Below are 17,232 nucleotides of genomic sequence, written 5' to 3' on the forward strand. Positions count from 1 at the left end.
GGAAAGACCCCGATCACCCGAGGGGAACCGCCCGCCCGGCGATGAAGGCGATCACGGCCAGAAACATCCCGGCTTTCACTCGTCGCTGTGCGCTTGCGGGATCGCTGAACGACTGCACGGCAGCGACGAGCATCACCGCGTCCGCCGGAACGATGAGGACGAGATAGGCGCGTCCGAAGGTCCCCCAGAGGAACGGGCCGGCGCTCGCGACGATCGCGACGACGAGCAACGCGAGTCCGATCCACAGCGACCGTCGTTCGCCGATCGCGATCGGGAGAGTGGTGAGTCCCTCCTCCCGGTCGCCGGCGACGTCCTCGACGTCCTTGATTATCTCCCGTGTAACCGTCGCGATGGCCGCGAGCACGAACAGGGCGCCCGCCTCGAGGGGAGACCCGACCGCGGCGCCGCCGAAGAGGAACGTGGATCCCGTCAGGAATCCGACGACGACGTTGCCGACGCCGGGCAGTCCCTTGAACAGCTCGGTGTAGGCGACGAGCAGCACCAGGTTGAAGACGGCCAACGCAATCGCCGCCGGCGGGAGCAGGAGCGCCGTCACCACGGCGCCCGCGAACAGCCCGAGGCTGACCAGCAGCGCCCCCCGTGCGGTGATCGCCCCCCGGGGAATCGGTCGATCGGGACGATTCACCCGGTCGATCTCGCGGTCGAAGTAGTCGTTCACCGCGTTGCCGGCTCCGGTCGCACACACCGTCGCGACGACGGCCGCAAGCACGACGACCCGGTCGGCGCCCAGGATCGCGCCGCCGGCAACGTACGCGCCGGTCCCGGTCAACACGCCGGCGGCGATCGCGTTCAGCGGCCGCGTGAGTTCGATCGCTCCCCGAGCCTGCCGACGCATCGACATACTCCGCCTCTCCCGCGAGTGCTCAAAAAGCGTGGCGGTTCGCCCGGACGGCACGCCGTGACAATCCCGTCCCGAATCGCGAGACTTAAACCGGGCAACCCGTAATCGAGAAGCGAGGGCGCTTAGCTCAGTTTGGACAGAGTGCTTGGCTTCGGACCAAGTTGTCGGGGGTTCAAATCCTCCAGCGCCCATGGTTCTGCCACGAGCTGAACGGCGAGTGGCGAGACGGATTCGACGGATCCATATGGATTCCCCTTCAACGTTCGAGAACCGCCGTCGATTCCCGGGACGATCGTCTCGTCAGGGTCACGATCCACCCCGATCACCGGGGTGGGCTGACCGGATCCACCCATCGGCCGTTCCGCTTACCCGGTGGAGGAGGTACACCTTCGACACCGAAGCGAGTTTTTGATGGTCGTTACCGGGTTCTCCGCGGAGAATACCCGGTCACACGACGAGCACCGTCTGTCGTCGGTGATTCCGATACCGCTTCCGTATCCGACGGTGACCGTCCGGGTCACTCCGTCGTGGGTCAATTCGACGTCGAGCTCCCCCCGTTCGTATTCCACCTCCGTTATCGTGAGCGGGTTCACCCGGACATCCAGTGCATGTCGATCACGAATCTCCCCCTGTTTGTGTGGGAATCCGTGGTCTCGCCGTTCGCGTAGATCACGTAATTCGGAAGTGACCCTCTCGGTTTCCGTGTTGACCTCCTTTCGCTCCTGTAGCGCCTCTACGTGGCTCTTTTGATCACCGTCGTTGATCGTCTCACTCAGTTCATCGACCTTCGACGACAGCTTCGAGCGTTCCGTTTCCAGCTCCCGGATACGCTGTTGTTGCAATCGGCGGTACTCTTCGAGTTCTGCGTCCGCAGCGCTGGATGCCTTCCTGTGGACGTCGTCGATCTCGGTCTGAACCGTCTCCAGTAGCTGATCCCGGGCCGTATCAAGCAGTGAGCGTGCCTCGGATTCCGTTAGTGACGATCGAGACGTCCTCTCCGTCGTCTCCGTCGTCACCGACGTGGTTCGGAGGAATGCCGCTTCCAGCGCCGGGAGACGGTTCTCCGAGCGGCGATCGATGGCACAGGCTCGAAGGAACTCACGTTGATACTCGCTAACGGTCTCGACACTCACCGTGAAGAGCACGACGACCGCCGATCGATCGTAATACGGCGTGAATCGGGCGCGTCTCACTTCGACGTCGTTTCCGTGCAGCCACTGTGGAACCGCCACTTCGGCTTGATCGGTTGCCATCGACAGTTTTCCGGTGGGACAACGTTCACTCGCATCTCCGAGTAGCCGTTGAAAGAACTCACTCTCCGGATGAAGGGACGCTCCAGCGGCATCGGCTTCGAGGTCGTTCCCACAGCGCACGGAGAGGCTCCCGGCTGGCAATTCCGTGTCCGCGTCGTCGGGGATCGTGACCTCCCACCGCGTCTCCCGTTTCTCGACGGCACCACCGAGCGACTCGATGTAGCGTTCAGTAACTGCCTCGACTGCGGACTGTGTCACCGCGAGTGCCGCATCAGTCATCGCTTGCTCCCAGATCGAAGCCTTCGAAAACGCCGCTGTTGAACTCCTCCAGCTTGTCAGCGAGTTCGCGTTGCTCCTGTAGATCGACGGCCATCGCGTCGAAGTCGTTCTCGAGATCGACGTCGGAATCAGCGTTCACGAGCCGCTCGAAGATGTGGTCTTCGAAGCTCGTTCCCGATTCCTCCAAGCGACTCAGGATCGAGCTCAGTTCTCCAACGCTCTGCTGGAACAGATCGATCTTGTGGTACAACCGTTCCAGTACGTACTCTTCGATCGTGTCCTTCAACGCCATGTTGAAGACGAAGACGTCTCGTTTCTGCCCGATTCGATGTATCCGACCGATGCGCTGTTCGACGCGCATCGGGTTCCAGGGCAAGTCCAGATTGACCAACATATTACAAAACTGCAAATTCCGGCCTTCGCTCATCGCGTCGGTTGAAACGAGGATTCCCCCCTCGGCTTCGAAGTCTTCGACGATCTGCTCCTTCTCGCTGCTCGAGTGCCCGCCGTGGAACGCGTGTACCGTGTAGCCCTCCGCAGCGAGTCTATCGAGAATCTGCCGTTGAGTTGCTCGGAACTGCGTGAAGACGATGACCCTCCCCATCTCGACGGTGTCGCGGGCCTCTTCGACGATGTCCAAGAGTCGCTCCTGTTTGGTCACCGTCTCGATCTCGTCGATCAGATCCAGGATGGTCTCCAGGTCGTCCGCGTGGGTGAGCGCCGACCGTTCGTCGAGTCGTTTCTCGATCGTCTCCTTGAGTGCGACCGGGCTACTGACGACCTCCTTCTGGAGGAGCATCAACACGAGCTTCTGACCCTGGTCCTGGCTGTAGGCTCCCTTGACGTAGTCCGAAACCGCTTGGTAGAGTTCGCGTTCCTTCGGTGTCGGATCGAACGTCCGTGTGTCGATCGTCCGCTCCGTGAAGTCGATGTCCGTGTCTTCCCGTCGGTTCCGGATCATCACCTCGTTCAACCGATCCTGGAGCTCGTCTCGGTTGACGAGCGTCTCCTGGTCGCCGTTCACGAAGTACTGGTGGAAGACGTCGCGTGTACCGAACAGTCCGGGCCGGAGCAGCGAGACGACGTTGTACAGGTCCGTCAGCTCGTTCTGTATCGGCGTCGCCGTCAGGAAGAACGCGTAGTTGTAGGAGAGCCGGTCGATCAGGTCATAGCGGTCCGTCGCTTCGTTCTTGACGTAGTGTGCCTCGTCGAGTACCAGAACGTCCCAATCGCGGTCGAGAACCGTCCGGCGGTGTCGCTCGCTCTTTGCAGTGTCGATGCTCGCAATGATGTAGTCGTGGGCGTCGAAGTCCTCGAATCCGTCGTCGTAGTTGCAGACGAACTCGAGTCCGAACTTCTCTCGGAGTTCAGCCTGCCACTGTTTGGCCAACTGTGCGGGAGTGAGGATGAGGACGGATTCGTCCGTTTCACGGAAGTGCATCTCCTTGAGGATCATTCCGACCTCTATGGTCTTCCCGAGCCCGACCTCGTCTGCGAGGAGGGCCTTCCCGTCCATCTCGAAGAGGGCGCGATAGGCTGCATCCACCTGATGTTCAAGTAACTTGACGGCGTTTTCGTCCAGTTCTTTCAGTGACCGAAGCTCGGAATCCGGTTGGCCAGCCTGGAGACGGACAGCCTGGATACTCTGTAAATGGTCTCCCTCGGTGTCGTTCTCAGACAGCGAATCGAGAAGATCGTCAGCAGATTCGTGTGTGACCTCGACATCCACGAGGTCGTATCCGCTCATACGTTCGTAGAAACAGGTGTGCGTGAAATACGTTTTGTGACCGACAATCGTGGATCGGTACGCAGTACTGTTGTTGCGCCTCGGGCTGAGTTCAACGGGACCATAGTGTTTATTGGGTGCCACTGAGGTGTGTTTAAGTATCAAGATGGCACAGTCAGGATCCTTATCGAACACCCTCGAAGACACGGTGACCCTCAGCCGCGAGCTTCGGGAGGAGGGGCAGATCGACGGGCAGGTAAAACTCTACAACGTCGACGACGACGACGAATTCGAATCTGACGCGGAACTCTTCTTCGAGCGGACGCTGATGACGCAGGGCCTTCGAGAGGCCCTCTCGATCCTCCGTGATTCGTTAACTGGCGACGATCCACGCGGGACGCACATCCTCTACGGGCCGTACGGCAGCGGGAAGTCCCACCAGATGGTGGCGCTGTACCACTGTTTCGACGATCCTGCGGCGGCAGGGACGTGGGCGAGTGATTCGGTCGAAGGGTTTGACGCCGCACTTCCGGAGTCGGCGACGCCGATCACGGTTGCGATGCAGAACGAACAGTACGAGTACCTCTGGGAGCCGTTCTTCGAGGCGCTCGATCACGATCCAGGAACGTTCGAGTCGGGTGGCTATCCCGATATGCAGACGATTCAGGAGGCCGTCGGCGAAGACACGGTCGCATTTTTCGTAGACGAGCTGGAGGACTGGTTCGACACGCTACAGGGCGACCGCAAGAGCGCGAACAAGGCGTTCCTCCAGTCGCTGCTCGAATCGACGGCGCTCTCTGATCTCGAACTCTACACTATCGTCTCGGTACTCCGTGAAGGGTCCGAGGTTCACGACATTCTGAATCGGGAACAGGCGGTCGAGGTCAACATGAACAACCAGGTGGACAAGCGCGAGGTCCTGCGCCACCGCCTGATCGACTCCGTCGACGAGGGCGCGGCCCGCGAGATCGTCAACGGGTACTTCGACGCATACGACCAAGCCGATGGGCACGTCGATCTCCCCGACGACTTGCTGTCGGAGATGCACGACCTCTATCCGTTCCATCCTGTGCTTCTGGATGCGCTTGAGACGCGCTACTACGCCGACGAGGGCAACCAGAACACCCGCGGGATGATCTACCTCTTCTCGAAGGTTCTCCTGCAGATGCAGGATCAGACGGACCTGATCACACACGGCGACATCGACGCCATCGAGTTCGAGGACGAACTGGCGAAGATCAACTACGAACGACTGAACGCCGCCACCGGAGACATCACAAGCCGTATCGACGTCGACGACGTGCCTCACGGTCGTCGCATCCTGAACACGATTCTCCTGTACTCGCTGAAGCCGAGCGAGGGCGAGGGTGCGGAGGTCTCGGAGATCGTGATGGGTGCCTACCAGACGGGTGATCTCGTCTCCGACGTCGTCCTCAACCTCGAACGGTTGCACGGCGTCGCGTGGCACCTCCACAAACTGAACGGAAAGTACGCCATCCGGGACCGACAGAACCCCAACGCGCTCATCCGGAACGCAGCCGTGGACGTGTCGGAGACGTCGGCGAAGGCCGAGATCGCGGACTTCATTACGGATATCTTCGGCTCGAACGCGTACCCGGTCGGGTTCCGGACGAACGACATGCGAGACATCCCGGACGATCGCGACGTCAAAGTCGTCGTAAAGGACAGCCAGTGGAGCCAGGAGGAAGTGAAGAAAGTCATCACCAACGATGGCCGCGGACGCGAGTGGCGCAACACGCTCGTGTTCGTCCAACCTTCGGGCGACAAGGCCATCGAGTCCGGCACACGGTACATCGACAAGGCACGATACATCGAGGGTGCGCGGCAGGTACTCGCGGACGAGTCACTCGATGACGAGATCCGCACGTCGATTCAGCGTATGAAGGAGCAGGAGGAGACCGAACTCCGCGAGGAGCTGCAGCTCCTGTACGGGGAAGTGCTCGACGGTGACGACCTCCTCAACGAGTTCGATCTCGCGGCGCCGATGGATCTCGACGTCTTCGTCCACGACGAGGCGGAACTCGACGCCTCGAACATTGCGGACTCCGCGGCGGCGGACCCGTTTGACCTCCGGTCGCACGTCTGGGAGATCGCCGCGGACCTGCTGGATCGACGCGGGGAGATCTCGGTCGAGGACGTCTACGAACAGTTCCTCCGTGACCCGGAGCTCCCGATTCCCGGCAGCGCGAACGACGTGTTGAACGCGACCGTGGAGGCGCTCGACGGGAAGCCGGTGCTGGCGCGTGATTCGGACGGGTTCAGTGAGGACCTCTCCGGGAGTTCACTCGACACCGTGCTCGTTCGGCGGGACGACGTCGACGTGTGGGGCGTCGACGACGTCGAACGGGAGCTGCGCCAGCGGTTCGGGAGCGGGACGACCGCACTCGACATCGGCAACTTCGAGCTGGAGCTCGTCGCGGACGGCGAGATCTGGGTCGACGGCGACACCCACGACGTCGTGATGCGAGCCATCGGCCGTCTCAACCGCGAGGACCAGTACGTCATCGTGAAGGGGAATGAGATCCTCGACAAGCCGCAGCCCGATGCGACGCTCCGTGACGTCGGCGGGGCGGCGGTCGTCGGCGCGTCCGCGCTCGTGGACCGCATCGAGGCGCACATCGACGACGACGGGTACGCGACCCTCGAGACGATCATCGGGGCGGTCCGGTCGGACGAAGCGGTGTTCCTGCCGCCGGACGAGACCGAATCGGTTGCTCGTGAGGCGGTCAACGAGTTCCTCGTCGACGACTACGTGCTGGAGGCCGGCGGTCGGTATCTCGGATCGCTCGGCGATCGCGAGCCGACCACCGTCAAGATCGTCCCGACGGTATCCGACCGAATCGGTGACCAGATTCTGGCGTACATCGAGGACTTGGAGCCGGGTGACCAGTTCACGGTCAACAAGGTCACCGACCGCTTCGACGACAGCGTCACCGAGTACATGGTGCGGACGTTCCTGCTGGAGAACATCGGGAAGGACGAGGAACCGGAGTACGTGGTCAACACGACCGGGTCGGACAAGGCCACCGACTGGGTGCCCGGCTACCCGTTCCGGAAGGCCGACACGGAGGCAGACACGTGGCGCTTCGAGTACAACGGCGACGACGTCGCCGCGATGCGGAGCAAGTGGCGGAACAACCACCAGACGGGGAGCGTCGAGTACGGCGACGTCACGTTTATGCTGCCCGACAGGGAGGGCGTTCCCAGCGCGCTGCAGGGAACCGTCGACGTCGAGCGCACCCAGGTCAGCGTGACGCTGCGGTCCGAACAGGACTACACGAAGGTGCAGGACCTCTTCGAGCGAATGCCGGACGAGGCGTCGAGTCTGAAGATCGAGATCAGCTTCCAGAAGTAACGGTCACCAATACCGGAGATCGTCGACCGGTTTCTGAATCATCTCGAACACCTCCCTTGCACGGAAGACGCGGTTCCGGCTCTGTCCGGTGACCTCTTGGAGGACCCCATCATCTTCGAGTCGTCTCACAGCAACGTTTGCGGTTCTGTATGATATTTCGATGAGATCTCCGATAGAGTTCACCGAGTTTCCAGCCATCTCCCCTGTCTCGAATCGTTAAATACCTATATTTCACCCATATCTGGGGTGCATAATGAACCCAATCCGGATATCGGTTCAATATGGGCTCGCCAAGACGGTGCATAGTATATCCAACCATCTGTGAAATCGGATCCGAAACACCATTCACCGAGTCTCTGCGCCAGGTTCTGTGGAGAAACGTGCTCTAATCACCGCTACAATAAGACCGTCTCACAGAAAGTATAGTGAAGTGGATCGCGGAACGCTACACGAAGTGGGAGGAGTTCGAGCCCCTGGCTGCCGAGTATGAGGTCAAACTATGAACCGTGAGCCGACGTTCCTACCGGGGCGGCGATCTGGCTCGTGAATCGCCCGGATCACGTGTACTTACTCGTCGTCTTCGTTCTCGTCGTCGCCAGTCACCTTCGCAACCGCTTTGGAGATGATCTCGGACCCCTTCCCGCTTTTTTGGCCCTTCTCTTTCGCCTTTTCTCGACTCTCAGCGCTCATACGATCGTGTACACAGTTCTCACTTAAATAGCTGCGGCACAGACGGCCGCAATGATACCGAGGACGAGGGAGACTTGCGTGGCGGTCAACCACTTCGAGTTACGCCGCACGTCGTCGTAGTTCTCGGCGATCATTCCCGCCATCGTCTTCAGAAGATCCACTTCCCACGGTGGATCTGAAAAATCGTCCCTAGCCAGTTCTTCGATGTATTCTCCTCCCGGTCCAACGTAGAGATTCGATTCGTTGTACGTGATGATTCCACAAATCGTGGACACCAATAGGAACAGAAATGCGACTTGAAGGGTAGCAGTGTTGAACAGATCCGGTGCGAACTGGAGGCCAGTAATCAACAGTCCCAGAAGAACAGCGTTCAGCCGGACAGTCCGCATCGCCTTGTCATCGATGTCGGTCATGGTGGCGTTCTGCGCGTCCATCACTGCCCGTGCCTCGGTGTAGGCTATTTCTCGGCGCTTATCCGTCCAGTCGCCATCCATATCGAGACCCGTCTCGTGTCGTTACTAAACGGTTACTCCCCGACGCTCGTTTCTTTGTCCGGCGAGCCGACGAGAACGCACACTTATGAAGCTCCTGTGTTATCCCTTGCACATACCGAACTATGGCTGAACAATCCGGGTCCTCGACGTCGCGCCACGATCGGACCGAACTCCCGATCGAACGCGGATTTCCGATCGAGCGCGTGAACGAGATCGCCGAGAAGGAGGGGCGGGCAAAGATGTACTACCGACCCATCTACACGATGCACAAGTGGTGGGCGCGACGCCTGGGCTGTGTCTTCCGGGCGGTCTCGCTGTACACGCTGCTCGACGATCCGGAGGCGGTCTCCGTCTACGAACCGGGTCACGAGGGGAGCACGCTCGCGTCCTATGGCGACGACGCCGACGGCGAGTCCGACCTCGACGTCGCCTCGCTGCTCGAACGCGTGGATATGTCCGACCCGGAGAGCCTCTGGGAACTCTACCCCAAGGACGTTCGTGTCGAGGACAAGAAGATCCTCGATCCGTTCATGGGCGGCGGCACGTCGCTCGTCGAGGCGTCGCGCTTCGGTGCTGAGGTCGTCGGCAACGACCTGAACCCGGTCGCGTGGTTCGTCACGAAGAAAGAACTCGAAGCAGGACAGACGGACGTCGAAGAGCTTGAGGAAGCCTTTGAGCAGGTGAAGGAGGACGTCGCCGACGAGATCACGCAGTACTACAAGACGCCTTGTCCGAATGGTGATCACGAAGCGGACGTGATGTACAACTTCTGGGTGAAGGAGTTGGACTGCGTCTCCTGTGGGCACACGGTTCCGCTGTTCAAGGACTACCGTGTCGCTGCTGGGCGCTACGAGAACGACGACAAGTACAATGTCCTCTGTCCGGGCTGTGGGTCAGTGACACTGGTGGACGACTGGCAGTCGGAAAGTGTCTGTAACGACTGTGGACATGGGTTCATTCCTAAGGAAGGGAACGTCTCACGCGGTGGTAAGTATAATTGTCCAGATTGTGGCCAAAAGTACGCGATTACAGATGCGATTCAGGAACAGGACGGATACGATCTCCGTCTCTACGCTCTTGAGTACTATTGTGAGGTTTGCGATGAGGCAAACGAAGACAGGAGCATCCAGAAGGGGTATAAAAAGGCGGAAGCCGTCGATATAGGACTATTCGAAGATGCTCAACAGGAGTGGAAAGATAGCCCCGAACTTCGAGACTTTGTGCCCGATGAGGAAATCCCACCCGGTCATATGACTTCTGAACGAAATCCCGTTTTCGACCATGGGTTTGAAAAATGGGTTGACTTCTTCAATGATAGGCAACTTCTAGTCTTGTCGAAACTATTGCGAAGTATATCTCAGGTAGAGGACCGCAACGTCCGTGAGTATCTACTACTTGCGTTCAGTGACTCTCTAAATTTCAATAATTCACATACAGGGTATCAAGCGGCGATGAACAAAATCCAGCACCTGTTTAAAACCAATTCCTTCGACCCCCCACAAACCCCCTGTGAAAGTAATCTCTGGGGAACAAAATATGGGATGGGGAGTTTCACTAAGACATTTGAACTTGTCAAAAGGGGGGTCAATTATGCCCATGCACCTACGGAACGGTACGTTGATAATGGAGAAAGTAAAGAAACCGAGCCATTCTCACAGCCGATAGGTGGCGACTTTACTGTCAATCAGGGAGATATGCGGCAGATCAAGGCCACTGATGAGTATGATGCAGTGATCACAGATCCACCATACTACGATAATATCATGTATTCCGAGGTGGCTGATTTCTACTATGTATGGCAGAAAATTCTACTTGAGGGGAGTTACGATGGATTTAGTGAAGAGAAGACCCCTCGCGCGGAGTCAATCGTTACAAATCCCTATCTAGAAAAGACTGCTGAGGATTTCGAATCTGAATTGCAGCAATCATTTTCAGTTATCCATCGTGCTCTCAAAAATGAGGGCACACTCGCTTTTACTTATCACCACAGCGACTCCGAATCCTGGGGTGAACTTCTCGAATCGCTCTGTGACGTTGGATTCGAAGTCACAGCCACCTATCCAATTACCGCTGACCTCCACAAGTTCATCTCCGGTGAAGCAGTCTCTTTCGACATCGTCGTCGTCGCCCGCCCCATCGATGACACCGAACCCGCTTCGTGGAAGTCACTCCGCCGCGACATCTACCGCACGGCCCGGCGCACTCGCCAGCAACTCGAAGAAAACCGCGACCTCTCCCGCGGCGACATCGGCGTGATGGAGATGGGCGCGTGTTTCCGCGAGTACTCCAAGCATCACGGGAAGGTGCAACGCGACGGCGAGATCATGAGCGCGAAGGATGTCGTCCAGGAGATTTACGGCATCATCCAAGAGGCCAGCGACATCGGCGTCGAGGACGTGTTCATCGATCTCCTCGACACGTCGAACGTCTCCTACGACGACGTCAACAAGCTCTGCCGCGGGACGAACGCCACACCGGAGGACCTCAAGGGCACGCGCCTGTACAACCAGGACGACGGCTTCGAACTCGGCACCTGGGACAACGAGAAGCGCCAGGCGTACATCCAGGAGCGCGTCAACGGCGACGGCGGCGACCACCTCTCGAACCTCGACAAGCTCCAGTTCCTCCGCTACCGCTACGAGAAGGGGCAGGCGGTCCAGAACTACGTTGAGAAGTGGGACGTCGATGACGACCTGCGCGAACTCGCCGGTCGGCTCGCCGACGTGACCGGCGACGACACGTACACGCGGGTGCTCGGAGACCGGGATATCACGAGCTACTGACAACGGTTGTAGCTCAGTATCTCCGATTCGGGTACGACCGAAGGTTTTTGAGCCGGGACGAAGTACACGGTACTGTAGAGAGCTTGAGTATGAGTAAGGAACTAGCCGACCGATTCGAACGCGATCTGTCCGCATCCGATGAGACAGCGGAGCGTGCACGTCGGGCACGCAGCCGCGGTGCAGCTCTCGACGTAGACTGGGAGCGAGCGTTCGAGGTCTACTATGCTCAAGCGAACCTGGATCCCAAGAAGTTCATCCGCTTTCCCGATAGGGAAATCGATTTTCCGGATCCAGTCGTAACTGGTCGAGACTTCGGTGACGCTTCGTCGGACGATGACGAGCGGTACGAATCGGCCACACCTCGATAGCTCGCTTTTCGATGGAGGCTACGCTGGACGTTCTGGATACACAACTACTGGTCTATATGGCCAACGAGGCCGAGCCGTGGGCCGTTGATCTTCACGAAGAAATTCTTCAGGGTGAACGTATCGTGTTTCTCCCTCGGTACGTCGCAACTGAATTCTATCAAGTGATGGAACGAAACCGAGGGGAGGAGGGCGCTGACATCGCTTGGGAGCATCTGACCACGTTAAGCGAGACTCCTGCTGCGGTTGTTCCCCATCCGAATCGGTTCCGGGTGGACGTACACGCAATTCGGAACCACGCGACGACGAGGACACTCGCAGCTGTCTGTGATATGGAACCGAAAGACGCGCCGATTCTCGCCACAGCGTACCGCCTCACAGAATTCATTGAGGCATATGATCCACCGAACCACTCGCAGGAGGCGATCCCGAACGATCCCGAGGAGTTCCGACTGAAGCGACTTCTCAACGAAGTTGGTGTCGATACTATCACCGCACGTATCTTGACCAACGAAACCAATTTCATTGGTGTCGATCCAGATTCAGTCGGACTTGATACTGTAGCAGTAAAACAGATTCCCGAGTAGCGACCCTCAGTTATTGACTGAAGAACTCAATGAACTGCCGAAGATCGTCTCCTCCCGAAATGTCCGCTGAGGAGGCCCGGCGGTATCTCATCCGATTCCTCAGGCGGCAGGACCTCAGAGACCACGAGGAGATCTACGAGGAACTCGCCCACGAGTGATTCAGATAGACGGTACCGCCGACGTCACGTTCGACAAATTCCGTTTTTACCAATTCCCTCCCGTGAACCGACAGGTGTGCCTACGGAAAGTCAGAGTACGTTTATGATCGCAGCACCGGCCGTGATAAGCAGACCGACGACGATTGCGGGTAGGGCGAGGGTCTGAACCACGTCCGAAATCCAGCTGATGTCGCCGCCGTTACCGCCGATCCAGACGGCAGCGACGATTGCAAGGCCGACCACGATGATGAACGGGAGTGCAATCAGTTCCTCGGGCTCTGCCGACATACGATTACAAACGTCAGTTCACGTTGAATACTTTCTCCCCCAGTTCGTGCGTCTGACAGCACAGTTACTTAATGAGCCGAGGAGAAACGTACTTCAACGAATGGCAGGACCAGGCCAAATTCCCGGACGATACAACATCATCGTCGAAGGGGAGTATAACGTGTTCGACCACCAGATGCCGGTCGAGGAGTTCATCAAGCGTCTCAAGGACGATGACGTACCAGACAAGGTGAGCGTCGTCGGACTGGGTGACGCGTTCGAGGACGGTGACGTAGCAGACGAACTCGCTCGTGCAATGGATCGACGAGCGAATGACCTGGAGTATCAAAGCCCGACCGTTCAGTTCGTCGTCGAAGGGTCGTTCCACCGAAGCGGGAAGACCTACGACCTCCGCTATAACGATGCGCTGCACTCTCTGCAGCAGGTATTCGGCCCACAACTCGAACGAAAAGAAGAGGGAGACTGGCTCGTCGCTCCGTTCTAACGAGCTAGAGCAGTTTCAGCGGGCCTTCTTTCTCCACTTCATCGGATCCGTTCTGGAGGAAGTAGAGGTCGATCCACTCCTGCCCGTGCTCGCGACAGAACACCGGTACGCACGTCGTCGTATGCTCGTAGCGCTGTTCACAGCGCGTCTCGATCTGTTCTCGCGTCCAGTCACCGTCCTGCTCTAGGTCGTACCGATTGCGAACTTCCCACGAGTGTTCGTCGGCAGCGGCCTTGAGAACACGAAGCGAGAAATCTCGAGTATCTTTGAACGTAAACGGACCGCTCATCGATGTCGCTTCGCTCAGGGCAGTCTCTTCGACACCGTCGAGACACAGGCGATTCTCTGCGACAGCCCTGAAGGCTTCGAGTTCAGCAGATTTCTCGACGAAGACGTCGTGTAGGTAGTTGTGGACGACGTCGCCGTATCCATCCAGAGTGAACGACTGCTCGGGTGAGACGATCTGCAGTTCGGCTCCGGTCTGGGCGACTCGACGACGCTTCGGTTCGAGTAGCGGGCACAGGAATGCGAGCCGGTCAGCGTGGAGAAGGTAGGCGTAGCTGAACAACCGAGATCGGGACGGAGACTCCTTCACCGGGTCGTGGCCTTCTGCGTAGTATTTCGAGTCCAGTACAGCTAGAGTCTCGTCGCCCTCCTGTAGCGCGTGATCCGGTTCGTGGTAGATCTGGCCTTCACCCTCGAACGGATTCACGGAGGGTGACCGGACGGGCGTCACGTCGTCGAGGCCGCCGAGGTGGTCGTAAGACTTGATATACGAGAGTTCGCGCTCGATGACGACCTGTGAGTACTGCTCGAACAGCGACTCCATATTCAAGACGTAGTCTACGACCAGTTCCCGCGGGCCGTCTCTGAGTTGCTGTCCGAGTGACGACGACATCACCGCCTTGGCGACATCGAACGCCTTCTGGTAGTACCGGCGCTGCTTCGGGAGGTCGCTAAGCGAGAGGCGTCGATACGCGTCCATCCGGTCTAACCCGCTGCTAACACCCATACTCTCCAGGCGCTCCACCTCTCGGTGAACCTCTGAGAAGATTCGGTCGTATGCAGGGTGGTCATTCTCGTGAGAGTTCTGTCGGAAGAGCCGAAGCAGCGTCTTCCCCGCGTAGTGGAGCAGCGAGTTCGCGGCGTTGTCGTACTCGGTCTCGTTGCGGATCCAGTGTGGCTCCAGTGTCCCGCGAGCGTGGTTCAAAAGTGTCTGTTCGACGTCGATCTCGCCCCGTCCATCCAGACTGTCGAGCCGACGGATGACCAAGTCGCGGATGTACCCCTGCCGGTGGATCGTCTCTAACCCATCGAGGTAGTTGATCGCCAGCACCACGAAGACGTCGTCAAGGTGAATGTCGTCGGAGAGGAAGTCCTGCAGCGGGATCCCGTGGTATTCGATTGAACGGTTCTGGTCGTAGACCGCCAGCAACATATCGAAGATGTGCTCCCAGTCGATCTTCGGATCGACCTGGACCTTCGACGACGGCGTAAGGCTCACGACGCCGATGATGTCCGTCGCCTCGACGTGGAGTATTTCGTTTTCGTCGCCGTCTACGGTGACCGTGACGACTTCGTACTCCTGATCGCCGTCGAGTGCCGCCTGACTCTTTGTGAAGACGCCGGGACTCTGCTGTGTGAACGACGCGCGACGAAGCTGGTCCCCGATGGACGACGGACAGCCCTCTATCCGGATCTCTCCGCGCTCAGGGACGTTGAAGGTGTCTTGCCCGTACTCGTAAACTTCGTCAACGGTGCTCATTACTCGTAGGAGCCCATCTGGCGACGTTCCTGTTCGAGTTCCCGTTCGGCGAGCTCAGCTGCTGGGGCGAGATCGAACGCCTCGCACTCCCCGTTCATTGCGCGGTAGTGTTGTGCGATGCGCTCGATCTGTGGGAATGCGGCGGCGTTCAGGAGTCGCGGGACGATGTACGTCCGGAAGGCTTGTCCGACCGCGTCCGCCTGGTCGTACTCGTACTCGCCACCCTCCCGACAGCCGACCCCGAGGAAGACGGCGACGTCGCGGTAATGCATCGGACCGAAGCGCATGATCGACCCCTGCGACGTCGATTCGTGGCCGTGGTTAATCCCCTGGTAGTCCCGCTCGAACAGGCGGAGGATCTCGCTTTCGCTGAGGTCCGTGTGGTCGGTGACGTGTGTGGTGATCCAGTCTTTGAACAGCCGTCGGCGCTTGTCCTCCTCGTACTCGTCGAGCTCGATCATCGCGAAGCGACGGGTGATCGCGTTGTCGAGTTCGTTCACCGTCCGATCGGACATGTTCATCGTACAGATGATGTTCACCCGTTCGTCGAGTTCGATCGTCTCCCCCTCGTCGGTCTCGAAGATGGTTTGGTGTGGGTTCTCGATGGCGGTGTAGAGTGGGCCGAAGATCTTCGAGATGTCCGCCCGCGTGATCTCGTCGAGGATGACGCCGTACTCGACATCGAACCGACGAGCACGCTGAACGGCTTCGGACACGCAGCCGAGTTTCGTCCGGTAGCTCAGCGAGTCACCGGTGTAGTCCGGACTGATCCCGCCGATGATGTCCGATGGCGTCCACGAAGGTGTCGCGGTATTGAGCGTGTATCCGATTCCGGTCTCACGTGCGAGCTGCTTGGCGAAGGTCGTCTTCCCGGTTCCGGTCGGTCCGTACAGGACGACCGGCTTCCCGGCTTCGAGCGCGACTTTCGCGTTCCGCTCGACGTCGTTCGGGACGAGTATCTCTTCGGGGGTTTCGTCGCCGCGGAGACTTACGATACGCTTGAGGCCGTCTGACGCCAGTGGGGATTCGAGTACCGCACGTCGAACCCGTCCCAGACCACGCTCGCCGTCGTGAATCACATCGAGTTTCTCGTCTTCGATCAGAAACTCCAGTACGTCTTCGTTCTCTGCGCTTCGGATCGCTTCGACGACGTCGTCGGGTACACGGCGGAGAATCCCGACTTCACCTTTCGCGTTCGCTACCGTGTAGCCATCGTCCGACGAGTCACTCATTATCGGATACAGGTGGTGGGGAGTATATAAAATCCCACTCACGATCGGGATTTGTGCCCGATAGAGACAACTCTTTTTATTAACTGTGATAATATATCTCTATGGGATTGATCGCTGAATTCATCGTCGACACACCAATATTGCGTCAAGTGATGGCTGAAGTTCCTGATATGAAAATTCAGAATCCAGTCATCTATCCAGAAACGAACGGCGAATATAAATCAATGATCTGGGCATGGGGGGATGATTTTCAGTGTTTTGAAGAGGTTATGGACGAAAACCAATTCATCTGTGAGTATTCTACGCTCACCCAGGTCGGCAAGCGGCGTCTCTATTTAGTGACACTAGGAAACGGGGCGGAAGATCATCTTGCGTATCAGGTGGTATGGGATAACGACATTCTCACCTTTCATATGACTGGCACCAAGAAGGGCTTCGAAATGCGGGCGCTGTTCCCAAACAAGGATTCGCTGTCGGATTTTAGGAAAGACTGTCTCGCACGAGATATACCATTCCGGCTGTGCGCACTCTATCAAGAAGATAAATTCTCTGATAAAAATAAGAAGAATTCACAACCGCTGACAGGCAAACAACGGGAAACTCTGCTTATAGCCCTCGAACAAGGATATTTTGACGTGCCTAGGGATACGACTCTGAAGGGCCTTGCAGATCAACTCGGTATCTCAACACAGGCGGTATCCACACGCCTCAGACGAGCACAGCAACGACTCATCCGTGCGTCGTTTGAACGGGATACGTCTGCCAACCGTGTCTGATACCAACTTTGCGATCAATATCCCTGATGGATCTGTGCTTTTCAACCGATCGACCATTTAAAATATTGAGCCTGTAAACGAGGTCACTCTTCTATGTTCTCCCAATTCGTGTAC

14 protein-coding genes and 1 tRNA gene are annotated in these 17,232 nt (G+C 58.2%); 6 read left to right on the forward strand and 9 right to left on the reverse strand.

The window, feature by feature from the left end; translation table 11 throughout:
- Nucleotides 1-13: 13 nt before the first annotated feature.
- A complete protein-coding gene (locus BLW38_RS04045) occupies nt 14-862 on the reverse strand; it encodes a geranylgeranylglycerol-phosphate geranylgeranyltransferase (RefSeq protein WP_092814604.1) in 849 nt (282 codons plus the stop codon).
- 116 nt (nt 863-978) lie between these two features.
- On the opposite strand from BLW38_RS04045, the gene BLW38_RS04050 reads away from it, so the two are divergent.
- Nucleotides 979-1,053, forward strand: a tRNA-Arg gene (locus BLW38_RS04050).
- 174 nt (nt 1,054-1,227) lie between these two features.
- On the opposite strand, the gene BLW38_RS04055 is transcribed toward BLW38_RS04050, so the two are convergent.
- Nucleotides 1,228-2,394 (reverse strand): hypothetical protein, encoded by a 1,167-nt coding sequence (locus BLW38_RS04055; RefSeq protein WP_092814607.1) that lies wholly within the window; start codon nt 2,392-2,394, stop codon nt 1,228-1,230.
- The gene (locus BLW38_RS04060) at nt 2,387-4,141 is read right to left on the reverse strand and encodes a DEAD/DEAH box helicase (RefSeq protein ID WP_092814610.1); all 1,755 of its coding nucleotides are present in this window, start codon (nt 4,139-4,141) and stop codon (nt 2,387-2,389) included. Before BLW38_RS04060 ends, BLW38_RS04055 begins: the two co-directional genes overlap by 8 nt.
- Before the next feature lie 145 nt (nt 4,142-4,286).
- Between BLW38_RS04060 and BLW38_RS04065 the strand changes: the two genes are divergently transcribed.
- Nucleotides 4,287-7,496, forward strand: coding sequence for a DUF499 domain-containing protein (locus tag BLW38_RS04065; RefSeq protein WP_092814613.1), 3,210 nt, complete (start codon nt 4,287-4,289; stop codon nt 7,494-7,496).
- A gap of 3 nt (nt 7,497-7,499) precedes the next feature.
- Here BLW38_RS04065 and BLW38_RS04070 read toward each other — a convergent pair whose 3' ends face one another.
- The 3 genes from BLW38_RS04070 to BLW38_RS04075 form a co-directional block, all read right to left on the reverse strand.
- Nucleotides 7,500-7,694, reverse strand: a complete 195-nt coding sequence (locus tag BLW38_RS04070; protein WP_177167413.1) for a hypothetical protein — start codon at nt 7,692-7,694, stop codon at nt 7,500-7,502.
- Nucleotides 7,695-8,063: 369 nt separating this feature from the next.
- The gene (locus BLW38_RS16655; RefSeq protein WP_281241160.1) at nt 8,064-8,186 is read right to left on the reverse strand and encodes a hypothetical protein; all 123 of its coding nucleotides are present in this window, start codon (nt 8,184-8,186) and stop codon (nt 8,064-8,066) included.
- A gap of 23 nt (nt 8,187-8,209) precedes the next feature.
- Nucleotides 8,210-8,680: a hypothetical protein gene (locus BLW38_RS04075; protein WP_092814616.1), complete on the reverse strand. Its 471-nt coding sequence runs from the start codon at nt 8,678-8,680 to the stop codon at nt 8,210-8,212.
- Nucleotides 8,681-8,802: 122 nt separating this feature from the next.
- On the opposite strand from BLW38_RS04075, the gene BLW38_RS04080 reads away from it, so the two are divergent.
- Complete coding sequence (locus tag BLW38_RS04080) at nt 8,803-11,463, forward strand: DUF1156 domain-containing protein (protein WP_092814620.1); 2,661 nt, start codon at nt 8,803-8,805, stop codon at nt 11,461-11,463.
- A gap of 379 nt (nt 11,464-11,842) precedes the next feature.
- Nucleotides 11,843-12,415, forward strand: coding sequence for a hypothetical protein (locus BLW38_RS04085; protein WP_092814623.1), 573 nt, complete (start codon nt 11,843-11,845; stop codon nt 12,413-12,415).
- 248 nt (nt 12,416-12,663) lie between these two features.
- Here the strand turns inward: BLW38_RS04085 and BLW38_RS04090 are convergent, their stop codons facing one another.
- Nucleotides 12,664-12,861, reverse strand: coding sequence for a hypothetical protein (locus tag BLW38_RS04090; RefSeq protein WP_092814626.1), 198 nt, complete (start codon nt 12,859-12,861; stop codon nt 12,664-12,666).
- Nucleotides 12,862-12,961: 100 nt separating this feature from the next.
- Here BLW38_RS04090 and BLW38_RS04095 point away from each other — a divergent pair, with 100 nt between their 5' ends.
- Nucleotides 12,962-13,345 (forward strand): hypothetical protein, encoded by a 384-nt coding sequence (locus tag BLW38_RS04095; RefSeq protein ID WP_092814629.1) that lies wholly within the window; start codon nt 12,962-12,964, stop codon nt 13,343-13,345.
- Between the two features lie 4 nt (nt 13,346-13,349).
- Here BLW38_RS04095 and BLW38_RS04100 read toward each other — a convergent pair whose 3' ends face one another.
- Together BLW38_RS04100 and BLW38_RS04105 are read right to left on the reverse strand one after the other, a co-directional pair.
- Nucleotides 13,350-15,110, reverse strand: a complete 1,761-nt coding sequence (locus tag BLW38_RS04100) for a 5-methylcytosine restriction system specificity protein McrC (RefSeq protein ID WP_092814632.1) — start codon at nt 15,108-15,110, stop codon at nt 13,350-13,352.
- A complete protein-coding gene (locus BLW38_RS04105) occupies nt 15,110-16,342 on the reverse strand; it encodes an AAA family ATPase (RefSeq protein ID WP_092814636.1) in 1,233 nt (410 codons plus the stop codon). The genes BLW38_RS04100 and BLW38_RS04105 overlap by 1 nt, the downstream gene beginning before the upstream one ends.
- Before the next feature lie 101 nt (nt 16,343-16,443).
- On the opposite strand from BLW38_RS04105, the gene BLW38_RS04110 reads away from it, so the two are divergent.
- A complete protein-coding gene (locus tag BLW38_RS04110) occupies nt 16,444-17,118 on the forward strand; it encodes a helix-turn-helix domain-containing protein (protein WP_092814640.1) in 675 nt (224 codons plus the stop codon).
- Nucleotides 17,119-17,232 lie beyond the last annotated feature (114 nt).

It is taken from the genome of Halopenitus malekzadehii, from assembly GCF_900108505.1.
GTDB lineage: Archaea > Halobacteriota > Halobacteria > Halobacteriales > Haloferacaceae > Halopenitus > Halopenitus malekzadehii.